Consider the following 26,402-nt stretch of genomic DNA (forward strand, 5'->3'; position numbering starts at 1 on the left):
TCAAGGTATTTTATATCGAACAAAATGGAGGCTATATGAAAAAACTTCTGTCAGTTTTACTCTTATTGGGCTTTATTATGATGAATGTTGCCTGTTCCGAAGAACCGCCGAGCATTCGTGTAAAGAATGAACGGTCTAACAAAGCTAATGTCCAGATTAAACAATCGGACGGAAACACTATAAATATAAACGATGTTAATTGGGGAACAACTACCGGATACAGAGATGTGCTGGAAGGTGTAGCACTGGCTACTGCGGTTATTCAAAACGAAACTGTGTCTCCAACAAAATCATTTACAATTACATCCGGAACAAACTATACAATTGTAATAACAAATTCGAATATTCCCGAATTGAGAATTGATTCTGTTGTTAAATAAGATCATTTCGATACGATCGATCGGGCTTTTGCAATTAAACCGTTCTTGAATATTTGGCCTTGTCGGACTTCTGTTCTATGTATTTATCGAAATTCATTGCGATATTTCTAATAAGCAATCGTCCCATCTCTGTTACTACGATTTTTCGGTCATTTATTTCTACCAGGCCGTCATTCATGAATTCTTTTAATCCTTCGATACTTACGGCAAAATATTTCTCGAATTCAACCCGATAAAGTTTTTCGACCTCGCTGAAATCGAGTTCAAAATCGCACATTATCCTTGTAATTACATGCCTGCGCAGAAGGTCGTCATCGCTTAGATAGTAGCCACGCTCAACCGGGAGCCGCCCTTCGTTAAGAAGCGAAAAATATTCATTCTCCTTCTTAACGTTTTGTGAATAACTTCTCCCGATCTGGCTTATGCTTGTAATTCCGAATCCGTAAAGATCCGCCCCGGCGTGTGTACTGTATCCCTGGAAATTCCGGTAAAGTTTTTTATCACGCAGGGCAATTGCCAGTTCGTCGTCCGGTTTGGCAAAATGATCCATTCCGATGAATATATATCCTGCCGATGTAAGTTTTTCAATAGTCATTTTCAGTATTTCAAGTTTCTCCTCCGCCAGTGGCAGATCATCCGGCTTAATAAGCGCCATATGCTTCTTCATCCAAGGAACATGAGCGTAGTTGAATACCGCAATCCTGTCGGGCGAAATGTCGATGATTGCTTCAACTGTTTTAGCAAAAGATTCTGCCGATTGAAACGGTAATCCGTAAATTAAGTCGAGGTTGATGCTTTCGAATTTAAGTTGACGGATCCATTCTACTACTTCTCTTGTCATTGCCTCGGGTTGAATCCTGTTGACAGCTTTCTGGACTTTCTCGTCGAAATCCTGAACTCCCATACTGATCCTGTTAAAGCCTCCGTTTCGCAAAGCCTCGAGATGAGCTTTCGTCAATCCTCGCGGATCAATTTCGCATCCCTCTTCCGCATTCGGTGAGAATTTGAAACTACCGTTTATGTAGGAAATCAGATCGGTTATTTCATCTGGATTAAGATGGGTTGGTGTGCCTCCGCCCCAATGAAGCTGAACTGTTTGCCGGCCTTCTACTATGAAAGATCTGAGAAGGTCAATTTCATTCTTTACATATCGCGTGTATTCTTTTATACGTTCCCTGTTGCGTGTAATTATCATATTGCAGCCGCAGAAGTAGCAGAGTGTATCGCAGAAGGGGATATGAAAGTAGAGAGATAAATCCGGGGGATTCTCCTGATTGTTTGTACGGATAACTTCATCGAGATATTTCTCCGGTGTAAACGAATCATTGAATTGCGGAGCCGTGGGATAACTGGTATATCTCGGTCCGGGCCGGTCGTATTTTTTTATCAGCTCTAAATCAATATTAAACATTTTTTTACCTTCTTCTTTCCTTATTGCATTTAATGAAAACGTACACTCTCTTCTTTTACAACTTTTACAAGATACTTCAGTTTTTCCGGATTAACGTCCGGCAGTATTCCATGACCAAGATTGAATACATGTCCGCTTCCTTTTCCGAAAGACTCCATAACCCGATTAGCTTCTGTCCTGATCTTCTCTTCGGTTCCGTAGAGTACAGTTGGATCCAGGTTCCCCTGCAATGCTGCTTTATTGCCGACCGATGATCGGACATCATTAAGATTCATAGTCCAGTCAAGACCAATAACGTCGGCACCGGTTTTGACGAGTTCTTCCATTTTGTAATGAACTCCTTTTGCGAAAACAATTACCGGCTGGTCTTTTCTTCTGATCGATGAAATTATTTTCGAAATATAACGAAGTGAAAATTCTTCAAAATCGTTTGGAGAGAGTATACCGCCCCATGTATCGAAGATCTGAACAGCGTCTGCACCCGATTCTATTTTCGCTGAGAGATATTCGGCGACAGAATCCGCAATCAGATCCAGTAACTGATGAGCAGCGTCAGGTTGATTATAAATAAACTTTTTTATTTCGGAAAAGTTCTTTGAACCCCCTCCCTCAACCATGTAAGTCATTAAAGTCCATGGCGAGCCGGAAAATCCGATCAAAGGCACTTTACCATCGAGTTCTTTTTTGGTAAGAGAGAGAGCATCAAGGACATATTTCAAATCCCTGGAAGGATCAATCCTCTTCAGTTTATTAATTTGATCGGCACTTCGTATCGGATCAAAAAGTTTTGGGCCTTTGCTTTCGATCATTTCGAGCTTCATTCCCATTGCTTCGGGTATTACAAGAATGTCCGAAAAAATAATAGCCGCATCAACACCTATAAGATCAACGGGTTGAATTGTTACTTCGGCGGCCAACTCGGGTGTTTTACACATGGTTAGAAAATCATATTTATCCCGTACGGCCCTGTATTCTGGGAGATATCTTCCCGCCTGGCGCATTACCCAGATGGGAGTTCTCTCTACAGGGAGACGTTTACAGGCTCTTAAAAACAAATCGTTCTTCAAATTATAACCTCCTGCTAAACCACGTTGCGAGTATTATGGTAGAATGTAAGAATTGATTCGGCAATTCCTCTTAAGTTAAATGTTGAAGGGACAATATTTACAACCAATCCGGAATCCCTTATCGCTTCTTCTGTAGTTGTGCCGATAGCACAAATAATCTTTCCTTCAAAATATTTATGGCAGTCGGTAGTATTCATCAAATTACAATATCCCCTGAAGGAAGAAGGGCTTGTAAATATGAAAAGATCCGGCTTAATATCGAGATGATTCAATAATTCTTCCGGCACCTCATCCTTATTAATCAGCTGAGTCTCATAGATAGGAAGACTAACAACGTAAGCGCCGAGGTCCATCAATCCATTACTTAATTCGTCTCTTGAAATAGCCGAACCCGGGATCAGAATTTTTTTGCCTGAGATATTCAGTTCCGAAAACTTTTTAATCAATCCTTTCGCACTGAATTCCTCCGGCATAATATGTATATAGATGCCGTGAGATCTGCAAGTTTCCGCCGTACCGCTTCCAACTACTGCAACCCGGGTGCGTGATAAGTCCGGTTTATAATCCGCAACTAGATTCGAAAATACTTCCACGGCATTCGATGAAGTAAATATTATAAATTCAAATGCGGATGAATCCGATATCAATTCAGTAAGATCCAGCGAATTGTATGAAGGTATTATTTTAATAGTAGGTAAGCAGATTAATTCAGCTCCGGAATTTACAAGAGAATTGAATGCGGTGCCGCAATCTTCCGAAGACCTGGTAATTAAAATCTTTTTCCCTTTTATCAAATTCACCTGGTTCTTTCCCTGTCATATATTTCTTTTAATATTTCCGAAGCACCGGCATTCAGTAATTGTCCGGCGAGTTTTATACCGGTTCTTTCCGGATAACGGATGCCACCTTCAATTTTTTTTCTGAAAGTAATCGATCCATCAACAGAACCTACTACAGCTTCAAGAATTAATCTTTCCGATTTCACCTGGGCATAAGCCCCGATAGGGACCTGACATCCGCCTTCAAGAGCTTTTAATAATGCCCGCTCGGCTCTAACAGCTAAGAATGTTTTTTCATGATGAATCTTTTTAAGCATTTTTGCGGCCAGGAGATTGTCCTTGCGTATTTCAATACCGAGGGCTCCCTGTCCTACTGCCGGAAGGAGACGATCCTTATCAATTATTGATGAGATATATTTATTCAGTTTTAAACGTTCAACGCCGGCTCTTGCAAGTACTATAGCATCCCAGTCAGATTCAAGAAACTTTTTGATTCTTGTAGGTACGTTTCCTCTCAGTTCCTCGATCTTAACATCGGGACGTAAATGGAGTATCTGGGATCTTCTACGTAAAGAACCAGTTGCAATGACTGCATTATCCTTAAGATTATTTATGGTAGTCCCTTTTTTCCGAGCGATAAGAACATCCTCCACCGGATGCCTTTTTGTAACGGCTGCAAGGAATAATCCTTCGGGAATTTCTGTCTGAAGATCCTTGAGACTGTGCACTGCAATATCTATTGAACCGTTCAGTAATTCGTTTTCCAATTCCTTTGTAAAGAGTCCTTTATCTCCAATCTTGGAAAGAGCTACATCAAGTATCTTATCACCCTTCGTATTAATAATTCTGATTTCTACAGAAAGGTATTTATTTTTTCTTTCAAGTTCTCTTTTAACGAAACGTGCCTGCCATAAAGCCAATTCACTTCCGCGCGATCCGATTATCAGTTTATTCTTTTTCAATTTTCTTTCCTTCGTTTTGAGATGAGTCCAGATTAAAAAGCTCCTTTAAAATTATTGAGTTGGTCGTAACCTTTTGAATGTCGTTTCCGGATTCGGCCAGTTCGCGCAATTTAACTGTTGGATTATGAAGAATTCTCCCCATCATTCTGCGGGTCATGTCCTCAATCTTAGCAAAATCCTCTTCACTGATTTTATGTTTTAATTTCCCGAGTTCATCAGACCGGATTTCATCGAAAAAATTCCTGAGGGATTTAATTGTCGGAACTACTTCGAGCGCATTGTACCAGCCGAAGAATCCCACCATCTCTTCCATTATAATTTTTTCTACGGCGGGAATCTCATTCTTTCTTTTCTGAAGATTCTGTTCAACAATGATTTTTAAAGAATCCATGTCGTGATAAAACACGTTATCTATCTTCCGTACATCGGGATCGATATCACGCGGTATTGCAATGTCCATAAGAACAATGGGTGCGCCTTTCCTTCTCTTAATTGCGGATTCAATTTCTTTGTAGGAGATTATATAACTGTCGGAGCTTGTCGCGCTGATTATAATATCGAAATTATGGAAGTGATTATTCAGGTTCTCAAAAGGTATTAATTCGCCTCTAACTTTTTCCGCAAGAGTCCGGGCTCTTTCTAAAGTCCTGTTAGAAATGGAAATCCTGCCGATTCCCTTATCTCTTAGATTAATAGCAGCCAGCTCGCCTGTTTCACCAGCGCCGATAACCAGAGCGGTCTTTTTTTCAAGTCCGGCGAATATTTTTTCGACTACCTGCACAGCGGCATAGCTTACTGTTACAGCCCCTTCGCCGATCCCGGTTTCTTTAATAGTGCGCTTTCCTACTTTAATTGCGGTATCGAAGAGGCGATGAAGCACAGGCCCGGAGAATGCAAGGTCTTCCGAAATTTCGAATGCCTCCTTAACCTGTCCGAGTATCTGGCTGTCTCCGATTATTAAGGAATCTATTCCGGAAGCCACATTGAATAGATGTTTTACAGCCCCGCAGGAAAAGTATTTGCTGAAATATTCCGGTTTAATTCCGGTTACGGGTTTAAGGCTCAAAAGAGTTTCTATGATGGAGCTTGTATTTAATGAATAGCTGGTCGGCAATCCGAATATTTCCGTACGGTTGCATGTCGAAATAACAACTCCCTCCGATAAAACCTTATTAAGCAGAGGAACTAATTCAATAATTTCGTTCCTGTTCAGATGGAGAGCTTCACGGATTTCGATAGGTGAAGTATTATGATTTATTGTAATGCCGATTAAATTCATTGCCTGAAATTCTTTCAATAAAACGAATGAAACGTATTAGCGAGTGTGCTGGTAAGTATTAAAGAAATTACAGCAAATAAAAATCCTGCAAGTGAAAAGTAAATAACTTTCCTTCCATACCACCCGGCAGCTATTTTACTTGTAATCCCTGCGCCGTAAATTATCCAGACGAGTGCTGTCCCGATCAGTTTGGGATCGCTGTACCTGAAATCAGGGAAAGCCGAGGGAAGCCATATAATTCCTATAACTATTGCAACCGTAATCAGGACGAATCCGATTACAAGCGAATAGAAACTTAATTTCTCAAGTATCTCGAGGCTCGGCAGGCGGTTGAATACAAGTCCGAATTTACTTGCCCGCAGATTTTTGTAAAGGAGAAGAAAGAGCAATCCGTAAACAGCAGAAATCGTAATTCCGGAATAACCGAGTAATGCGCTTATTACATGCAGTCCGAGCAGCCTGTTCCTTAGTACATCGGGGACAATATAGTTGTGCTCAATAAACAGTGAGGAGAAGAACTGAAATACGAGCGCAAAAAAGAGAATGAAAGCGCCGGTTCCTCTTACGTCTGTAAGCAATTCGAGGATGAAATAAGAAAAGCCGATCGAAAAAGCCAGAATCGAAAATATTTCGAATTTGTTCGTTATCGGTGTATGGTCGAATTCGATGGTTCTGATGATCAGATAGAATAAGTGGACTATAAGAGTAATGAAAAGAAAGATTCTTTTTGAGTTGGCAAGGACTCTCTTCTCATTTATAAAATCGATTGCATATACCATAAAAGTAATAAGGTAGGCAAGCGGTAATATTGTATTTAATAGCTCTAATGCTGAGATCATAATTCACTAAATAAGTAATATTATATAATAAATGAGTAAAACTTCGGGTGACAAATTTAAGAATTTATTGGCCTAAAAACTTATGGTTATAAAGGGAAATTGAGGCAGAAATTGAGGACTTGTTATAAAAAAAGGGAAGCTCTGCTTCCCTTTTTTTTGGTATTTGTCGGCCGGTTATTTGAGTATAATCATCTTTTTAGTTTCAGAATACTTACCTGCCGTAATTTTATAGAAATAGATGCCGCTTGTTAGCCTGGAATTTTGCAATGAAAATTGAGAATCATAATTCCCCGGCTGTTTGAATTCATTTACGAGTGTAGCCACCTCTTTGCCCTGGAGGTCATATATTTTCAGTGATACGAAACCGGCTTGCGGAATTGAATAACGAATAGTTGTAGAAGGATTAAAAGGATTGGGGTAATTATTGAACAACTCAAAATCTATCGGTAATTCATTTCCGGTTTTAATGCCGGTTACAGAGTTAAATCGATTGAAAAATAGTTTCCCGCCGTTTTGATCCCAGCCAAGCCATATGACCCCAAGGTCATAAGAAGTCGAAAATTGTAATGGAACAATTTCAGGTTTTGGATTGCTGGATGTCCAGTAGGGAGGATGTGAAGATAAACTTGCATTATAAATAAATTGCGAGCTGTTGCCGGTGGCATTGAAGTTATAAACAATTTTATCAGTTGAATTTGTTGCCTCACCGCTTTGAGGTTCATCATAATAATAGACTAAGTCGAATCCGTCTTTATTTTTCTTAATGTTCGGCCAGTAATTATTTGAAGCGGGAAGTGTCGCTATATCAATCGGTATGCTGAAACTGCTTCCTCCATTAGTACTGAATGTACCCTTGACCAGCAATTTGTTGTTAACGCTTTCAGTATAAACAACCCAGACTTTTTCGCCATTTAATGCGCACTTATATTCTGTTTTAATTATGTTTTCTGCAACCGCATTTACCGGTGAAAAGGGAACTAATATTCCGTTCATATTAAATTCGCCCACTGAATAAGCAATAGGAGAAGCTTCTTTAGGTAAATAATAATTGTACATGTATGCAATTCCAACTTTTCTGCCGCTGATAACAATTCTGGGAGAATGAGTATTATAATCAAGATAGCCAAAGTGCTTTGTACTAAACTCACCGTTAATAATTTCCGATTGCAGGAACTTTAGTTCGTTGTCAAAAGGATCAGTATAAAGAAAAAAGAAATTGTTTAGTTCTTCAGAGTAGACAGCATCAAATTCTCTTGCAAGCATTTGAGAAGCCCAGATGCCCCCTGGCTCGTCAATTCTCTTACAGGTAATCATATTATCTATCAAAGCAAACAGATAAATTGAATTATTGGGACCGTTGAGAAGTTTAAAATCTCCGTATGTTCCATCAATTGTCATCCATGCATCACTCTGGGTTGCTTTCCAGTTAACTCCCAGATCATCGGAAAACATAATTATTATTCCACCGGAGGGGAACATTACGAGATTTTTAATTGCGACATAAATTTTTCCGTCGGAATTCTGTACCCCGGAAAATGATCCTAAAGGGTCTTTATCTAAAATCATTCTATCATTTCCCCACAGTGCATAACTTGAAATATGACTCTGTGGATATCCAATTGTAGTGAATACCAATGTTAGAATATAAAGTGACAGATATTTTATTTTCATTTTTTTCTCATACTGGTTATTACTTTAATAAAAGTAGTTTTTTTATTGAAGTGAAATTCTTTGTCTGAAGTTTATATAAATAGACACCGCTCGCTAATTGAGAATTGAAAATGGCAAATTGAGAATTGTATGTTCCGGGTTGTTTGAATTCGTTGACTAGAATGGCAACTTCCTTACCAAGTAGATCATATACTTTTAGCATAACATAACCGGCTTCCGGAATTGAATATTGGATTGTTGTAGAAGGATTGAAAGGATTGGGGTAGTTTTGCTCAAGTCTGTATTCCAAAGGAATTACTTCTTTGTCGTTTATTGAAGTAACAAGCTCGCTCAAAGGTCTTTTGTATACACCATATGTACTTGTGCCGGCATACAGGAAATTATCCAAAACTTCAATGCCGTAGACATCCAAGGGCAAACCTTCGTTCTTAAGAACCCAATTAGCACCGCCATCCTTACTGCTGTATACATTAGCACCGCTAGCAACATATACATTATTGTTATTATCAAATGTAATGGCATAAATCAAAAGGTACGTCATGCCATTATTACTTTGCGTCCAGGTAGCACCATTGTCATTAGAAATATATACCCCGTCACCCCAGGTACCGGCAAATATTTTGTTATTATTAGCTTTAATTGTAATAATATTTTTCCCTTGCAGACTAACCTGACCCCAGGAGGCTCCATAATCTGTAGTAGAAACAATGCCGGCAGATGTAGCTGCGAATAACTTAGTCCCGACAAATGTAAGCATGTTTATATTTCTCGCTGTCAAATTATTGTTTGTCACAGCCCAGGTTGCACCGTTGTCATTAGAGACATAAACGCCATTGGTTGCAGTCCCTATAAAAATTTTGTTATTTCCTATTGCAGCAGTGTAAACACTAAGCAAGTCCGCATTGTTACTCGTAAGCGGAGTCCAATTAACTCCGTTATCTACGGATCGGAATAATCCCCAGCCGGCTGTAGCGGCATAAATGTCGTTGTTGTTATTTACAAGCTGAACGACGTTACTAACAGAGGGATAACTATGATTCCAGGTGGTGCCTCCGTTGGAAGTATTGTGAACACCACCCGAATAATAAGCCCCTGCAAATAAAGTTGAACCGATTTTAAGTAATGTTTTTATTGTGGAATTGGTTATGCCTTTATTGCATTGTGTCCACAATGTTCCATTATTTGTTGTCTTATAAATTCCTCTTGTACTGTTAGCAACAAAAATATTATTGCCGATTGCAGCAAAATTATTAGAATAGTCAGATAGAGTTCCGGTGTTGGTTTTTGTCCAATTAGTACCTCCGTCTACAGATCTGTGTATACCTGCGTCGGTGCTTATAAATAGATCAGTCCCGGTTGAAAATATTTTTCTTGCATTAGTGGTTTGCAAACCCTGGTTAACTGCTGTCCAGTTTTGTCCATTGTCAACTGATTTATGAGCACCTCCATAATTGCTGCAGACAAAAATATCATTCCCTATTTTAGTAAACGATTTGAAACCGGATGAATTAGCAGATATTCCTGTATTTGCAGTTTGCCAGTTTATTCCCTTGTCCGAAGAAGAAAATATCCCGGTATTAGTACCTATAAATATCTTCGAATCAGTTACCAGAATTGCCCAAATAGTTTTATCCGCAATTCCTGATGTATAAACAGTCCATGTTAAACCTTCATCACCGGAACGGGCAATTCCGGAACCATGTAGAGCCGCATAAAGATATGTTCCGTCGTATGCAACAGCTTTAACATCATAAGTATTATTCGTTGGTTTGATATTCTGCCAGCTTTCACCATTATTTGCGGAAATGTAAATTTCGTTGTAAACAGCAGCAACGATTTTTTGTCCGAGCAGGCAAAAACCAAATACTTTTCCTCGATATTGAATTCCACTATTTACAGCAATCCAGTTGTCTCCATTATCAACTGTTCTGTAAATGCCACCGTTACCGGCCGTACCTGCAAAGAGGGTGGTTCCTTTTGCAAAAAGCGGATCGATAGTTGTCTCATTTGGGCCGCCGGTAAGAGTCCACTGTGCATTAAGTGCTGATAAAAGAACAAAAAAACAGATAATTAATAAGTAAAGACTCTTTTTCATAACTAATACTCCTTAAATAATTTGCTCGTTGATAATTTTTTCAATCTTGCTTTTTAGATCAGTAAGATTTTCCTTATTAAGGTAGTCCAAAGCACCGGCATCAAGAGCCGCCTGTTTGTATTCCTCTTCCTGCAACTGGCTTATTACAATAATTTTAGAAAGGGGGGAGTGTTTTTTAATCTGCCGGATAGCTTCGAGCCCGTCCATTCTCTCCATCATAATATCCATCAGTATCAGATCCGGATTTTCGTCCCTTTGAAGCCTAACCGCCTCATCACCGTCGCTGCACTCAATGATAACGGGATTATCAAATGATTTTTCGAGAAATCTGCGGATTACGTCTCGTATGAGAGGGCTGTCGTCTGCAATCAGGACTTTCAAGTTCCGGTTCCTTTCTTTTCACACGCAAGTTATTTTTTGCCAGGGAGGAACGAAATAGAGAGTAATTCTCAATTTGAAATGAGTAGAACTACTTAGATAAATTGATAGACTTTTTTACAGTAAATACGATATCAAATAAAGCGGTTAAAGGAAATCTTTTTACAAAAGGTTTTTATTTTCGATAGCAAAGAGAAGAAGTTTGTTGTAACCGCTCAACCCGAGTTTGTGTGCAATATTATTTCTGTGATTTTGAACTGTGCGGAAGCTTACAAATAATTCGCCTGCTATCTGGGCGCTCGTCTTATTCTGCGAAATCAGTTTAAGTATCTGAATCTCAGCAGGAGTCAGTTTTTTAACCAGACCGGTAATATCGTTTCCCTGTTTCGGTTTTTTCCTGTTCATAATCATTTTATCAACCAGTTCTTTGCCTACATAGAACGAGCCTTTCATTACGGCGTTAATGCAATCAATTATCTCAATATCAGTCGAGTTTTTCAGAAGGTAGCCGTGGACTTCACTTTCCATCGCCTCTTCAAAATATTCCTCTTCACTGTACATGGTAAGAATAATCGGACGGGTAGGAAGGTTCTGTTCGAATATTTTAGAGGCAATTTGAATGCCGGATAAGCCGGGCATCGAGATATCCAGAATAGCGACAGCGGGCTTTTTTGTTTTTATTATTTCCCAGGCTTCAATTCCGTTTCCGATACTGTAGCAGACTTTCAAATGCTTTTCTTTTTGAATTATTTTTATAAGCCCTTCCCTGTAAACAGGATGATCGTCGGCCACTAAAATTTTTGTCTCTTTTTCCATTTATTCTAGATTGAATGTGAGAAGTATTCTGGTCCCACTTCCAGATTCCGATTCTATTTTTAAATCGCCTCCCAGAATCCGGGCTCTTTCGTTAAGACTTTTTAAGCCGAGGCCTTCGGTTGTATTGGAAAAGAATTCCGCTCCGGAAAAATCAAAACCTTTTCCATAATCTTCAACTCTTACTTTAATCAAATTCTCAGACTTCAAAATTTCAATTAGTGCTTTTACGGAGTTCGAATGTTTTACGATATTATTGAGCGACTCCTGAATAATCCTGTATAAATTGATCTCCCTGTCTCTGCCTAAGAGTCCCGTAATATCATCTGATATTAATTCAATAGCAATATTGCTCGATGCCGATATTTTGTTGATCATAGACTGGATAGCCTTGTTAAGCCCGAGTCTTTCAAGCTGATGCGGGTGAAGATTGGAGGAGATTTCCTTCACTTCGTCGATCGAATCTTTTATAAGGTCGGAAATATCATTTATTTCCGCCGGATCGGGTTTCCCGTTCATCTGGTATAATGCCAGCCTGTTTTTAATTACGAGAAGATTCTGGCCTAAGCTATCGTGTAGTTCTTTCGATAACCTCTTCCGCTCCTCCTCCTGGGATTCGATTAGCATTTTAGAAAACTGGTCGCGGCGGCTCTTTTCCGCTTTAAGCCTTTTAACTTTAGAATTGAAAAAACCGAATAGAGCGGCAATAATAAGGAGAGCGGCCAGTATTCTGAAATATGAATTTTCCCAGAGCGGGGGAGAGATATTTATACTCAAGCGGATTCCTTTTTCATTCCAGAGTCCGTCGTTATTCGATCCGATAATTTTCAGATTGTAGCTGCCGGAAGGGAGGTTTACAAAATCGATTACAGAACGTTTACCAAGCGAGATCCAGTCTTTACTGTATCCTTCCAGATTATACTTATAGTTATTATTACCCGGATTGATGTAATTGAGCGCGGCGAATCCGATCGAGAGATTATTCTGATCGTAATCAAGATCGATGCTTTTTACCTGAGTTATATCCCCGGCAGCAATATAATCTGCACCGTTGATTTTCAGTGATGTCAGGTAAACCGGTGGGACAATAAGATTTTTATTTATCTGATCCGGATTGAAAAAAAGATACCCCGACCTGCCCGGGAAATAAATATTTCCGCGGCGGTCTCCGGATGCGTCACCAAGGTAAAAATCGTATCCGTCCACCTCTTGAATCATGGAGTAAAATTCAGTTTTACCGCTTGAGGGAGTATAACTTCCGATCTCGGAATTCAAAGTAGAAAACCAGAGTGTTCCGTTTCTATCAATAAATAAAGAAAATATTGAATGATCGATGTTACTGTAAACAGTTTCAAATCTGTATGGTTTTTTAGTCAGATCGATTTTTCCTAGTCCGCCGAAAGTCCCCAGCCACAAAATATTGTTGCCGTCTTTTACCATACAGGTTACACTGTTCATCTGTTCTATGGTGTTTACATCATCGCATCTTATCATTTCGAAGAGGTTCTTCTCGAAATTAACATGCTGCAATCCTTCGGAAGTTGCCAGCCAGAATTCATTGCCCGGTTCAATTAATATGTTGTCAATAAAATTGCTTGCAATGCTTTTATTTGGTCCATTATCCGGAAGAAATCTTTTGAAAATAATTTGATTACTGTTTTTGGAAACCGAACCAATCATGTTTAAACCGCCGTTCCAGGTAGAGATCCAGAGATTTCCGTTCCGGTCTTTGGTAATTGAGCGGATAAAGTTGCTGCTGATTGAAGTAGTATCACCGGGATTATTTAGAAAATTCCGGAAAGAAAGTTTATCGCCCGGAGAGAAATTATCCGGCAATGTGAATCTTGTTAATCCTCCGCCCCAGGTAGCAGCCCACCAGGTATTTCCGTCGACAAAGAATTTTACTATTTCCTCGTTGCGGTGGTGCAGACCGGATTTGGGGGGATTATAATGATAATATTTTCCCGTCCGGGCCTCCCGGATATCAATACCCTTTGATGTTCCAATCCAGAGATTTCCGGACTTATCCTCTAAACAGTGATTGACAATATTGCTGCTGATAGAATTTGGCGAATTAATGTCCTGTGAAATTTTTGTAAACCGGTTTTGCGAAGTATAAAGCTCGCTTACTCCGCCGAATGTGCTGATCCAGAGTATTCCCTGTGAATCGAGAAATAGTTTATTGACGTGATTATTTGACAGAGAATAAGGATTCTGAGGATTATGAAAATACCTTGTGATTAAATTCGATTTTAAATTGATTCGCGCAAGCCCTTCTATTGTACCTGCCCACAACAATGTGTCGTTCTGTAAAAGTAGTGATGTTATCCTGTCGCTTGGAAGAGAAGCGGGATTCTTTTCCTGAAACCGCCAGTTATAATAAGAGAAATTATTAATGTTAACTTTATAAATTCCTTCGCCGGCTGTTGCAATGAAAATATGATTTGAATCGGCTGACGGGATAATTGAAGAAACCTGCTGAAGAGGGGGGAGGAATCCCGCTACTTCATCGAATGAAAAAATTCCGGATTCCGGATCAAACCGTAATATTGTTCTGCTGTACATACCGAGCCAGAAGATACCTTTTCTATCTTTGTGAAGGGTCAAAACCCGGTTGCTTACATTTAATCCTCTGAAGTTTGACGGCAGTAGGGATTCTTTTTTTAATTTAAATGTACTGTCCGTAAGTATAAGTCCGTTTTCTGTACTTAACCAGTATCTGTTTTTGGTTTCCCTGTAAATGAATGAGGGGTTTCTGTTTTTCAATGAAGAGTTATTAAGACTTATATTTTCAAATCTTCCTGTCGAATACTTGAAAGAGAAAAGAGAACCGTTATAACTTAGAAAGAGGATCTCGTCAGAATTCTTTTCAAAGATAAAAGTAAAATTAGATTCGGTAAGACCCTGTGCCGCAGGCTGCGAGCTGCTGAATGTTGTGTTTCTTACACCATCATAACGGCAGATTCCGAAATCTGTAGCAATCCAGACGAATCCCCTGGAATCCTTTAATATGTGCTGAATTCTATTGGAGGGTAATCCGTCTTTTAATGTAAGGTTGTGGAATCTTCTCTGGGCTGCCGATTCAGATGAAAAAACCAGCAGAGATATTAAGATGATTAATAGCCGGGCAGTGGATCTTTCCAAGGAAATAGTCCCAAAAACTAATAGCAAATTACAGGATTTTTTACGACTTGCAATAGGAGTGAAGGTAATGAAATCAGATTTCTTACATTTTAGTGTGTTGTAATAAAATTTTCGATCCGTTCAATGGATAATTGAATTGTTTTATTGAGGGGTTCCAGCTCATGCAGCTTCTTAAAATATTCAAGTGATTTTTTCTCATCGCAGTAGAGCCAAATAATCGCGAGAATAAGAAGATGATCGAATGATGATTCGAGATGCTGATTTTTATCCTCAATTTTTTCAATCAATTCGGCACAGGGGCAATCGTCGAGTGATGGGTCAGTATTGATAATAAACTCAATATTTTCGTTCAGAAGATGATTGAAAAGTTCTATTGCTTCATTAATTCTTCCTGTCTGTGTGTAACAGATAAGGAGTTTTTTCATAACAGAAATATTGGAAGCTTCCCTGGAATAGACTTCCTCAAGTTCTTTTTGAGCGGCAGGATAATTCCTCGCCATAAAAAACTGATTTCCCAGCATTTCGCTCATCTGTTTGCTGTCCTGTTAATGTTCACTGAAAAACAAAGCCCTCCACTTTCATGGAGGGCTAAACTCTTATCTACTATTTTACAAATGGATATTCTTTACATTCAGTCTGTTTCCATTGTGTAAGCCCATTTGTTCCCATCCAATCGTAAGCCATAGTATTTACACCAAAAGATAATGATTTTGCATCATATCCCATTACTTTTAAAATGGCTGCCGTCTGTGCCGATGTCTGGCCAGTGTAGCAGTAAATTACTACGGTCTTATTTGTAGGAAGAGTCTTAAGGCTTGTCGCGAGAGCTAAATCTGCTTTGGGTGTATACTGGATAGCTCCAGTTAAGTGTCCCAATGCATAATGATTTGTTGGCCAGTAATTAACGATGTAATAATTGGAAAGATTACCGGTTACGGTTGTCCATGTAGTGCTGATATCTCCGAAAGGATTGGTCGAAGAAAGGAGAGTATTAATTCTTGCTTCAAGAATTTCCTTTCCGGATGTTTTACCGGTATTCAATGTCGGTAGACTGCCTGCAGCTCCTTTTGGATAGCTGGTTGTAACAAAATTAGTATAGTTATTGCCAACATTCGTAGTCCAGTTTGTAGCTACCTGGCTGTTCCATGAGCACATTCCGAATTTCAATGAATAGACATTGCTATAACCTAAAAGTCTTAATAATGCTGTAGCATAACCTGAAGTCTGTCCTGAATAACAAGCAACAACAATTCTATCGTAACTTGTTGCATTAATGCTTTTAATATGTGTAACAAGATTATTTACCGTAACATTAACAGCACCGTCAATACGTCCTTTTCCCGTAAAATCAGCTGCTGATCTTACGTCAATAATATGCAGTTTGGTCGGATTGGATAACTGCAAAGCTCTTACATCGTCTGCAGAAATGATTGCAGGATTTGCGGTGTTTAGGTAATTCCCGTTTGCTTCAAGATATTCAACAAGAACCTGTGCTTCGTTAACCGGAGCGGTTGGTTCAGTGCCGTTATCGTCACTGCTGCAACCGGTACTGATAATGAATAATGGAAGTACTAAAAGAAGATAAAATAATTTACGCAGTTTCATTTGTACAACTCCCTTCTCTGTTATTGTGATTAATTATTGTTGTTAAATATTTATTGAACATTCCAGCGTGTCGGAAGTTTTCCGTCCACAGTTATACTCTGGGTCGCTGTAATCTCCCACGACTCGAGGTCGCTTCTAAATAGATATAAATTCTTGTTCCTGTAAGTCCCGTCATTTTCTTTAATAATATGACATGAATCGTAACATGGTTTACCCGTTGCAACTTTTGTACGTGTTGTCCACCTAATTATATTATGCGGTGTAGCATATTTGTAAGTAGGGGCCACATTGAAATTAGTCAGGCTGGCAATACCGTAGTTCTTCCAGCTGTCAGGAGCCATTAGAGATCTTCTAAGCACAGCGTACTTGTAAGGACGTGTAGTGGAAATCGGATTCATACCGATTTTGAATCCCTGATATGAAGGTACTCTGGCACCATCGCCTCCGATATGACAGCTTCCACAATTATTATAGTCCTGCGAATGGCATGTGTTACAGCTGAATGAGCTTAAGTGAGCAGAGTGATATGCATTGGTGTTCGACAAACTACCATGACAATCAGTACATTTCGGCAACAGTGGCATTTTGTATCTTTGATCATAAATATTTCCATCACCATGGATTTCATTTTGAGTATGGCACCTGATACATGTGAATTGCCGGCTCGTTAAATGCACATCTGGTACTGTTCCGGTTGCCTGACCAAAATAGGCGTGACCTCCGCGGCTTACATGACAGGTAACGCAAACATTCCGCATATCAGGAGTTTTAGTAAATGCATGACCGTTTGCTAGACCACCGCCTCCGGCTTTTGGCCTGTTAACATGACAGTCTCCGCAGGATGCATGGCACTTACCGCAGTTTACATCGTATCCTTCCTTCATTACTTCGGATAACTGGCTGAAACCCGATGGAATATTTGGTAACCCGGCACGACGTAGAACCATCGATTTCTGACCCCATCCCTGCTCGTGCAGACTGTTTTTAGCTCTCTGAGCAATATCAGTATGGCAGGCTGCACACTTCTGTTCAGAATACGCAGAAGGTTTCTTGATGAAGTCACCGGAGTGAGCCTGTGCTTTGTTATCAGTTCCGTCAACGCCATTATGGCAAGAAGTACAGGGCATTTTACCGTGAACATCTTGTTTAAATGCCTGATATCCATCGCCACCCAGATAAACACGATCGTATGGTTCAATATGAGGTGTTTCACCGCCGCAACCTCCACCTCCTGTACTTGGTGGATCCGGTGTGTAAACGCGTTTAAGATTTTCATAACTGGTATGGCATCCTTCACAGGAAGCTACAGATTTCGTAATTACCTGTTCGTCACCTGAAATCGGTTCTTCAGTCCGGTCTTTGCATCCCAGAATTGCAAGTGAAATAATAATTGCTGAAGTGAAGAGTTGGAATAATTTCTTTTGCATGACAGTTTCCAATTTTATCAGAAAAGTTGAAAATTAAATGCAAAAGAAATGCCATATAATTCATTTCATTTTCGGACAAAATTGATAGTCTGTTGAAACAGTGTGTTCCGGAAGAATAATTAAAAGAAGCAAATAATTAGATTTTTAGAATGAATTCACATAAAAACAGTAATTGAAACGAAATGTTTAGTTCTTTCTAAGTGAAACAGATTATTCAACAATTTTCAGCTCTTTCATCCTTCTCCAAAGAGTAGTTCTTCCTACTTCAAGTTCTTTGGCTGCTTTAGTTTTATTCCACCGGTGCTTTTCAAGTAAAGCTAAAAGATCTGTTTTCTCCCGATCGTAGGAATTTATCCTTGCCGGTATGTTTAATTTAACAGAAGGTCGGTTTTCTAGAAGTGAGGAAGGGAGTTTTGACGGAATTATTTTGTTCTGCTTTGTAGTCCTTACGAATGCATATTCAATCGCATTCTCGAGCTCTCTTATATTTCCCGGCCAGTTGTACTGAAGAAGTATTTCGAGAGCGCTTTCATCTATTTCCGTAATTTTCTTCTTATAGATAAGTGAAAATTTATTAAGAAAATGTTTTGAAAGAGGGACAATATCTTCAGTCCGGTTTCTTAATGGGGGAACTTCAATCGGAATAACATTGAGACGGTAAAAAAGATCTTCCCTGAATTTCCCGTTCCTGAGAGCATCTTTAATGTTAATATTTGTCGCAGCAATTATTCTTACATCTGTATGTCGTGAAAGGGACTCGCCGATCCTCTCGAAAGTCCCTTCTTGTAAAACCCTAAGCAATTGAATCTGTGTCTGCAAAGGCATCTCTGCAACTTCATCCAGGAAGATTGTACCTTTATCAGCTAATTCGAAACGGCCTGCCCGGTCTTTAATTGCATCCGTAAACGCACCTTTAACATGACCAAACAGTTCACTCGCGAGCAGGTTGGAAGGAAAAACAGAACAATTGAATTTTATATAAGGGAAATCAACACGGGTGCTCGATTTCTGAATAGCATTTGCAACAAGTTCCTTACCGGTACCGGACTCACCGTGAATGAAAACCGGTGCGTCCGAATCTGCAATCTCCTGTATCAGATTAAATATGTTCTGCATCTGCCGGCTGTGGCCAATCATCGCATGGAACTGAGTCTCTTTTTGAAGATTTATTCCAATCTCTTCGAATATACTGATGTCCCTGAAGGAGACAATTCCGCCGGTCGGTTCATCATTTTCATTATAGAGAACAGCGGCATTAAGTTTTATCGGTTTACTCTCACCTACACAACTTTTAATATTTGATTCAAAGTCATAAATATTTTTTCTTGTCTGAAGTACTATTGCTATTGGGCATTCCGAGAAACAGAACTCCGATTGAAAGACGTGCTTACAGAACTTTCCCATTACTTCTTTACGATGATGGCCTGTAATTCTCTCGGCGGCTTTATTGAAGAAGTTTATCTTGAAATTTTTATCGACTGTAAAGACACCTTCGGCAATCGAATCGAGTATATGATCTTTAAGATTCTCGTTAAATGACATATTGTTTCACTGTTTCAAATTGTTTCATTAGTTAATAAAAAAAAGCCGCACAAAGCGGCTTTAATAGCTTCTAAAATTACTAATTGCCAAATACGTTGATTACGCCATTGATATGTTTCGTTTTATCAATAATATTTCCCTGACCGTCTACAATACCTTGATGACAGGTTGCACACGATCTTAACTCCGAAGCCATATGTCCTGTTGGAGGAAGTCCGTGACATGTACCGCATGCATCCTGTGTTCCGTCAACTTTTTTCCAGTCGGGACTGAAGTTATTACCAACCATAAAATCAGCAGTGTAAGCAAATGGATAATTAGAATTTGCTTTTGCAAAAGAGAAATTTCCATGGCAGTATGTGTTTGAACACAAGTTTGTTCCAAAGTTGTATGCTGAAGCTGATTGTCCTTTATTAGCTATCGAGCCGAATACAATTTCCGATAAAGTTGTTCCGTCATTAACATGGCCTGCAGTAAATAATCCTCCCGGGACTTTGTGACATTCGTTACATAAAACGGCCGCACCGATTTGAAGGGAGTAAAGATGTGCTGCATGAGCGCCTACTCCGGGTGTGGAGGTGTTTACAGAACGGTTCAAAGACCTTGGAGGAGCAATACGGTTGATGTTGCTGAAATCACCGTGACATGTATTACAGGCTTCGGGACCATTTGGATTCTTATGGCATGAGTTGCAAGTCGGACTTACAATACCTCCGTTATAATTAGAGCCATGGCATTGAGTACATTGCTCCATATTCCAGGATCGGGCTTCAATAAAACTACCGTGAAATGCCGGGCTGTTAGGATTCATAATATCGGTTGTATGTACAGTAATTCCGGGATGGCAATTATTTGTGGAACATCCAACCCGAGCAGTTCCGCCTCTGTAGTCTGATGAATGGCAATCTTTGCACGATTCCATCGAGTTGTTTACAAGTTTGCGACCGTGGAAATTATCGGAGCTTTTTTTCATGAAATCGATACCATGCACACTTATATTTTCTGCAGGTGTAATCTCATCCTGTATTTCACTGCAAGCATTAAAAACTAAACCGAGCATTAAAACTATTAACAGGTAAATTTTTGTGTATCTCATAGTTTTTCCAAGAAATTAAATTTTAATTGTGACAGTAACCGCAGAACCCGACTCCTTTATTTCCATTCGGTTTTGCATTTGCATCAATATGACAAGAGTAGCAGACCGAATTAAAATCATTGTGCCAGTCGCCGCCGCTAGTATTTTTCATAAAACCGCGTAAATGAGTTTTAGGATTCGTTCCTTTAATACCATCATTATCAACGTGGCATAGAATGCAATTCGGATCGGCACCCTGAACATCGTGACAGGCAGAACATCTTTCAATATCCTTTTTAGCAACCTCAGCATGCAAACCGCCCCCAGTACCTACTCCAATTGTTACAAAGTTCGGTTTCTTATGATTGCTCGGTACTATTCCACCCATCGCAAAATCGCTCTTCGTAGAAGCATGGCATTCAACGCAGAAGGTCTCCGTCTGGTGACAGGTCTGGCACTGTGCGGATTTTTCGTCGGCATCAATTCCGTGAGTAAATCGGTAATTTAAATCGTGTACCCTTGTGATCTGCTGCTGTTTAACATTGTCCACATATTTGTGAGGGGAATATGGTGTATAGAAATCCTTTGCACTGTTCGCTTCTGTAATCATTGTCGTTGAAGCATGACATGCTTCGCAGAAAGTATTATCGTGGCACATTTCGCACTGGTTATTCATCGAAGCAGCTTTGAATTTATGCGATTTGAAAAATCCTACCTGTCTATGATCTTCCGGAATAAGATTTACGGTTGATATGTGGCAGGTTTCGCAGTTGTTGGTAGCAACAGTCTGATCATTATGACAAGTGTAGCAGTTCGACATCGGAGGATTTAAATCCTTCGATTCAAAACTGTAAGCTACTTCGTCAACTCCCTTATGACATGCTGTACATTCCATTTTCTGGTCGGTCGTATGATATTTGTGATTGAACATGAGTTCGGACTTTTCCAAAATAAAAGGTTCCATCACATCTTCATAATGGCAGAAAGAACAATTATCCGTATCTTCAACATCATGGCACGTAGCACAGACCGGTTTTTCCGGCAGCAGACGGTCATTAAGCGAAGTGCTTTCCGGTACTCCTGTGTGGCACGATGCACAATCGGTAACATCTTTATGAACGGCATGTGAGAATTTTATTATGTCTTTATTGGTTTTACGAGGTTCATCGCTTGTGCCGGCATCGATTGCTGCAATAGTAAGAAAGAAAAAGATAAGCAGCGAAATTGTACTGTAAAGAATTTTTATTTTCATATCGTTCTAAAAGTTTGTATTGAAGAGGTGATTTACTTTCAAGAGAATTCTCATATCGTTCTTGTAAATCTTGTTATCGAAATATTGTCCCTGCAGATCGAAAGACCAGGTTCTCCACGGACGGAAATTTATGCCGGCCAGAAGGGAGGTAATGCTATTCGATTCAGCATCTTTCGATAATTTGTAATTTGTTAATGATACACCGATCGAAGGTGTAATCAGTCCGTCAAAGAATGATCTTGCAGTGAAGATGGAAACAGCGTCCATTTCTCCTGCATCCCCGAAATTCTTGCGGTAACTTAAACTGCCGTATTCGGACGATGCACCGACAGTAACACGCGAGGAATTTTCATTTTCGAACAGAACGTTTCCGAACCGCGCAAAAAATGTTGCTACTTTAACAAAACGGTAATCAATGCCGCCTTCAATTTCCTGAGAATTACCGAAATTGAAAACAGAAAAGATCGAGTTATAACGGATCTTCGGTTCGCGGTAATTGTAATATGCATTCACACCCAGATTATCTGTAATATTGACTCGTCCGTCAAATTCAATTTTGGATGTCGTATTAAAATTGAGATCGTATTCATATCTTGTACTAAAATCGAAAAGTTCGTTCAGGGAGTAGGAGAGATCAGCCGAAACGTATTTATACTGATTTGATTTCGATTGAATTAATACTTTTATCGGATCGAGATCGCTGTTAAGTCGTAATGCATAGTAATCTTCAGCTTTGAAATTTTTATCGATATAGCTAACACCAATGTTCAAATTATCAAATGGCATTACTTCCAGACGGCCGCCCAGGACATAATTGTTGGCGAAATCTTTTGTCAATTCCAGCTTCTGATATGCTGGAACGTTGCCGCCGTAATATCCGCTAAGAGCGAATCCGCCGTATTTTACCTTCATATTAACACCGTCAAATAAGCCACCGGCAACAGGAGTAAACAAGGGCTGCCGGCCGAGTTTAAGTGTTACGGCACCGAAGAGTTCCCTTGCTTCGAGATACAAATTGTAGAAACGGAAACGGACATCCTGATCAAGAGCGTTGCCGATGTTGGCTTCCATTCCGGTTCGGGTTCTTAATGAAAAACTGCCGTAGTTTAAATTCAGGTTTAATGAGTTAAATGTTCTTATGAAGTTTTCTGAGGTGGTACTATTATCGAATCTTTCAAAGGAGTAGAATGATGATGTAAATCTGCCGTTGAGATTCTGGGCAGAATTTATCAACGGCAGAAAAAAAATGAACAGCAAAAAGATATGTTTTTTCATTTTTAGCCTATAAATAATTATCCTTTCGGAACAGGATGAGCAATTTTAGCCCACATTTTTTCAAAATTAAATTCTTTGTAGGTAGGACTTTCAGGGTTATGGCATTTTACGCAACCTGCTTTAATTTCAGCCATATCTTTCCAAACAATCAGGCCATTCTTAACAGATTCTTCACGGCTCTTCATAACTTTAAGTGATTTATAAGCGGATCCGGCGCCATGGCATGTTTCGCATTGAACGCCGTCTTCAACTTTAAATTTGGCTCCGATTAATTTTTTATCTGTTACATCGTATCCGGAAGCATGGCATTTTAAACAACCGGGAGAATCGACAGCTTTCTTTCCGTATTTTTCCATAGCAACTTTATCTGCTTCCGGTGTCTGAAGAGTTTTATATGCATTGGAGTGTCCGCTTTCCTGCCAGATTTTTAATTGAAGTCCCTGTTTTTCTGTTTTATGGCATGTACCACATACCTGGGTTCCTTCGTAACCGAATGTCTGAGCGTAAAGCTGAGTAGGAAGTACTAAATAAAGTGCGGCAATTATCAATAATGAATAAAACACTCGTTGGATCATGATATCCTCCCGATAATTAATTAATGAAATAAAAAAAACAGCAATAATACTTTTATTAAAATAGCTTATAAGAAATTAAGAGGCAATAATCTCTTTTTATTTCTCCTTTGGTAATTCAATCGATTCTTCCGGATTTGGATTTAATTTTTTATCGAGCCAGTCTCTTAATTCGGGATCGTTATTCAATTCTCCTTCAATAATCTGATCCGGATTCAATCCCTTTTCCTCTAACGCTTTTGTAAACAGTAATGTTGAATGGCTGACTTTTTTCAATTCCCGCTTTCCAGACTGATACTCTTTCCATTCTAAAACTACTCTTCTAAAATGTTTCTCGTGGTGATGTCTGTATGTGTCGAGTGTCATTTTACCATCAATCCATGTTAAGCTCATCGGGTACTCATGTGGGTGGAAAATAACAAAGAACCAGTGCCAAACAACTATGGCAAGTGTAGCTAATATAGCTTCGTAGAAATGGATAAGTTCGCTAACCTTTATTAACCAGGTTGGAGCCCAATTACCGACTATTGTCGGGAACCAGAGAATAAAACCGGTTGCGCCCATGATAATTGTTCCCCAGATTAGTGCCCAGTATTCCGCTTTTTCAGTATAATCGTATTTATCATAGCGGGGTTTACGTTTCTTTATTCTCAGGTAGTAAAGAATAGAATCGCGTGCTTCCTGCAGGTCGCTTAGTTTTGGAATCAGATTCAAGAGTACATCTCGGCCGCGCGGCGTAAATAATAAGTACCAGATATGATATAAACCGACTGCAATCATCACAACAGCCGCGCCACGATGAATATATGATCTAGCAATTTCAGTCATACCAAGTGCCTGAAGCATTTCTGCCCACCAGCTGCTGTGATATTTAAGTGCAAATCCGGTTATAGCAAGTGTTATAAACGAAATTAGCAATAATAGGTGCTGGATTACTTCGTTCTTTGTAAATCTTGGGATTGTAATTTCTCCCTGCATATTTCTTCTTTTCTTTTTTACTTCGTAAATAAAGATTAGAAGATTGTGAAGAATCATTGCACCAATTACCGAAACAATGAGCCAGAAGTAGAGATTTGCAACGAAATTTTCAATTTTAGCCGACGTTTCATTCATTGTACGGTGTGAATAACTCTTAGAGAAAACAGGAGTAGCATCAGGATGGCATTTTTGACACGTTGCTGTTACGTTTTCCTCACTTACAGAAGATTCCGGATGGTCACTCGGAAGAATTTTATGAACATTGTGGCAATCGATACACATAGCAGATTTTTCACTTCCTCTCATTACAGCAAGGCCGTGGTAGCTATCCTGGTATAGGGAAGCCTGTCCGCCTTCTTTTCCGAATCTTTCAGCTATACGCGGACTTTCATGGCAAACAATACATGTCTTCTCTTGAATAATTTTGGCTTCTCGTCTTTCATTCTCAGTTGTTATTGCCTGAATACCATGTTCACTATGGCAGTCGCCGCAGACCGGGGATTCCCGGAATCCTTTTTTTGCCCGAATCCAGTGGATCGACTGAGTATATTCGTCGGAGATTTCTTTGTGACACTTTCCGCACATATCCGGTGCGTTGAAAGTTGAAATTTTACTTCCGGGCTGAACTTTATTCTTAATATCGTGAACACCGTGACAATCGCTGCAATTCGGCGCATCAGTTCTCCCTTGAAGAACAAGTTTTCCATGAACTGATCGTGAATAAACAAATCCCGGATTCGGAAGAGCTATATCAAATTTCTTGGCAAGTTCCGGATTATCATGGCAGTTACCGCATGTAGCAGCAAGTTTAGTCGGATGTACTTTACTTGACGGATCGTCTACTTTTTTGATATCATGAGAACCATGGCAATCCCAGCATTTTGCTGCTTCATCAATCCCTTCGCTTAATGCAATTCCGTGAATACTTTCTCGGTGAATTTTTGCAATATCGCCGTGACATATATAACAGTCAGCAGATTGAGTAGCTTTTAGATTTTTAGGATGGTTTTTTAGGTTATTTGCAATGAAGTTATGACAATCGGAACAATCCAGATTTTTGTGTACTGACGAGGGGAGCGTCATTCTTGTATCGATAGTTTTATGGCAGCTGATACAATTGTTTTTATCAATTTTTGTCATTGCATGATAATTACCAACAAGAGTTGCCGATGTATGACATTTACCGCAGTAATCCTTTGTCTTTTGTCTGTTATCCGAAGGAGGTTTTTGAATTTCATGATTTCCGTGGCAGGAGACACAGGAAGGTGGATTCTTAACCTTTAGCCGATGATGAATATCAGAATTTACAGAACCTACATATTCCTCGTGACAGGTTGCACAGCTTACTTTTTTCGCCCCTTTTTCTATATGCTCTTCATCAGTAACATCTTCATGGCAGCCCTGACAATCAATTGCTTCCTTATGAACGGAATTAGCGATTGATATTTCATGGCAGTCGGAACAATTGAAGTCTTGTGCCAATGTCGTATTATTTGTAAGGAAAAACAGACTTATTAATAAATAAACTACTGATGATGACAAAATTCTGAATTTATTATTCAAATCGACCTCAAAAGGATTTTTTGTTGTTCCATATTTCATTACGTCAAAAATCATGCGGAAATTAACCGCTGATTTTGATTCCATTTATTAAATATTTGCCCGAATTTATATCAAAACTGGAAAAAATTTATCCAGGTTAATGTCCTATTTCTCACAAATAAGATAACGGACTAATATATCTTTTCTCAAGATATTTAGATAAATCGTTTTTGTCAAATAAAGCTTCAAAGTGGTAGAAGCTTTACTTAATAATAATTAAAAGAGGGATCTATCACTAGAATAGATCCCGCAATAA

Annotated in this window: 21 protein-coding genes; 1 reads left to right on the forward strand and 20 read right to left on the reverse strand. The window is 39.3% G+C overall.

The genetic code is table 11. The features are described from left to right. The first annotated feature begins 35 nt into the window (after window positions 1-35). Window positions 36-380 carry a hypothetical protein gene (locus PLZ15_12030; protein HOI30475.1) on the forward strand — a complete coding sequence of 115 codons (345 nt, stop codon included), beginning with the start codon at window positions 36-38 and terminating at the stop codon, window positions 378-380. A gap of 34 nt (window positions 381-414) precedes the next feature. Here the strand turns inward: PLZ15_12030 and hemN are convergent, their stop codons facing one another. The 20 genes from hemN to PLZ15_12130 form a co-directional block, all read right to left on the reverse strand. Beyond that, a complete protein-coding gene (hemN, locus tag PLZ15_12035) occupies window positions 415-1,791 on the reverse strand; it encodes an oxygen-independent coproporphyrinogen III oxidase (protein HOI30476.1) in 1,377 nt (458 codons plus the stop codon). Between the two features lie 29 nt (window positions 1,792-1,820). Continuing rightward, window positions 1,821-2,858: a uroporphyrinogen decarboxylase gene (gene hemE, locus PLZ15_12040; GenBank protein HOI30477.1), complete on the reverse strand. Its 1,038-nt coding sequence runs from the start codon at window positions 2,856-2,858 to the stop codon at window positions 1,821-1,823. A 14-nt stretch (window positions 2,859-2,872) separates the two neighbouring features. Next, complete coding sequence (locus tag PLZ15_12045) at window positions 2,873-3,658, reverse strand: uroporphyrinogen-III synthase (GenBank protein HOI30478.1); 786 nt, start codon at window positions 3,656-3,658, stop codon at window positions 2,873-2,875. Beyond that, on the reverse strand, window positions 3,655-4,599 hold the full coding sequence (hemC, locus tag PLZ15_12050; GenBank protein HOI30479.1) for a hydroxymethylbilane synthase: 945 nt from the start codon (window positions 4,597-4,599) through the stop codon (window positions 3,655-3,657). Before hemC ends, PLZ15_12045 begins: the two co-directional genes overlap by 4 nt. Then, window positions 4,586-5,878, reverse strand: coding sequence for a glutamyl-tRNA reductase (gene hemA / locus PLZ15_12055; GenBank protein ID HOI30480.1), 1,293 nt, complete (start codon window positions 5,876-5,878; stop codon window positions 4,586-4,588). The genes hemC and hemA overlap by 14 nt, the downstream gene beginning before the upstream one ends. Before the next feature lie 14 nt (window positions 5,879-5,892). Further along, window positions 5,893-6,717 carry a cytochrome c biogenesis protein CcsA gene (ccsA, locus tag PLZ15_12060; GenBank protein ID HOI30481.1) on the reverse strand — a complete coding sequence of 275 codons (825 nt, stop codon included), beginning with the start codon at window positions 6,715-6,717 and terminating at the stop codon, window positions 5,893-5,895. Window positions 6,718-6,891: 174 nt separating this feature from the next. After that, a complete protein-coding gene (locus PLZ15_12065) occupies window positions 6,892-8,388 on the reverse strand; it encodes a T9SS type A sorting domain-containing protein (protein HOI30482.1) in 1,497 nt (498 codons plus the stop codon). Between the two features lie 19 nt (window positions 8,389-8,407). After that, on the reverse strand, window positions 8,408-10,483 hold the full coding sequence (locus PLZ15_12070) for a T9SS type A sorting domain-containing protein (protein ID HOI30483.1): 2,076 nt from the start codon (window positions 10,481-10,483) through the stop codon (window positions 8,408-8,410). 12 nt (window positions 10,484-10,495) lie between these two features. Continuing rightward, window positions 10,496-10,864 (reverse strand): response regulator transcription factor, encoded by a 369-nt coding sequence (locus PLZ15_12075; GenBank protein ID HOI30484.1) that lies wholly within the window; start codon window positions 10,862-10,864, stop codon window positions 10,496-10,498. Between the two features lie 159 nt (window positions 10,865-11,023). After that, entirely contained in the window at window positions 11,024-11,677 is a 654-nt protein-coding gene (locus PLZ15_12080) for a response regulator transcription factor (protein ID HOI30485.1), read from the reverse strand. Further along, window positions 11,678-14,818, reverse strand: coding sequence for a two-component regulator propeller domain-containing protein (locus tag PLZ15_12085; GenBank protein ID HOI30486.1), 3,141 nt, complete (start codon window positions 14,816-14,818; stop codon window positions 11,678-11,680). Between the two features lie 89 nt (window positions 14,819-14,907). Next, complete coding sequence (locus tag PLZ15_12090; protein ID HOI30487.1) at window positions 14,908-15,348, reverse strand: tetratricopeptide repeat protein; 441 nt, start codon at window positions 15,346-15,348, stop codon at window positions 14,908-14,910. 73 nt (window positions 15,349-15,421) lie between these two features. Next, window positions 15,422-16,423 carry a rhodanese-like domain-containing protein gene (locus PLZ15_12095; GenBank protein HOI30488.1) on the reverse strand — a complete coding sequence of 334 codons (1,002 nt, stop codon included), beginning with the start codon at window positions 16,421-16,423 and terminating at the stop codon, window positions 15,422-15,424. A 50-nt stretch (window positions 16,424-16,473) separates the two neighbouring features. Further along, entirely contained in the window at window positions 16,474-17,850 is a 1,377-nt protein-coding gene (locus PLZ15_12100; protein HOI30489.1) for a hypothetical protein, read from the reverse strand. A gap of 210 nt (window positions 17,851-18,060) precedes the next feature. Beyond that, on the reverse strand, window positions 18,061-19,392 hold the full coding sequence (locus tag PLZ15_12105) for a sigma 54-interacting transcriptional regulator (GenBank protein ID HOI30490.1): 1,332 nt from the start codon (window positions 19,390-19,392) through the stop codon (window positions 18,061-18,063). Window positions 19,393-19,471: 79 nt separating this feature from the next. Then, on the reverse strand, window positions 19,472-20,488 hold the full coding sequence (locus PLZ15_12110; GenBank protein HOI30491.1) for a CxxxxCH/CxxCH domain-containing protein: 1,017 nt from the start codon (window positions 20,486-20,488) through the stop codon (window positions 19,472-19,474). Between the two features lie 22 nt (window positions 20,489-20,510). Further along, window positions 20,511-21,719 carry a cytochrome c3 family protein gene (locus PLZ15_12115; protein HOI30492.1) on the reverse strand — a complete coding sequence of 403 codons (1,209 nt, stop codon included), beginning with the start codon at window positions 21,717-21,719 and terminating at the stop codon, window positions 20,511-20,513. 6 nt (window positions 21,720-21,725) lie between these two features. Beyond that, window positions 21,726-22,994: a hypothetical protein gene (locus PLZ15_12120; protein ID HOI30493.1), complete on the reverse strand. Its 1,269-nt coding sequence runs from the start codon at window positions 22,992-22,994 to the stop codon at window positions 21,726-21,728. Window positions 22,995-23,011: 17 nt separating this feature from the next. Next, window positions 23,012-23,569, reverse strand: a complete 558-nt coding sequence (locus PLZ15_12125; protein HOI30494.1) for a cytochrome c family protein — start codon at window positions 23,567-23,569, stop codon at window positions 23,012-23,014. Window positions 23,570-23,665: 96 nt separating this feature from the next. Next, a complete protein-coding gene (locus tag PLZ15_12130) occupies window positions 23,666-26,191 on the reverse strand; it encodes a cytochrome c3 family protein (GenBank protein ID HOI30495.1) in 2,526 nt (841 codons plus the stop codon). Window positions 26,192-26,402: the final 211 nt, after the last annotated feature.

Source organism: Melioribacteraceae bacterium (assembly GCA_035362835.1).
Classification (GTDB): Bacteria; Bacteroidota; Ignavibacteria; order Ignavibacteriales; family Melioribacteraceae; genus DSXH01.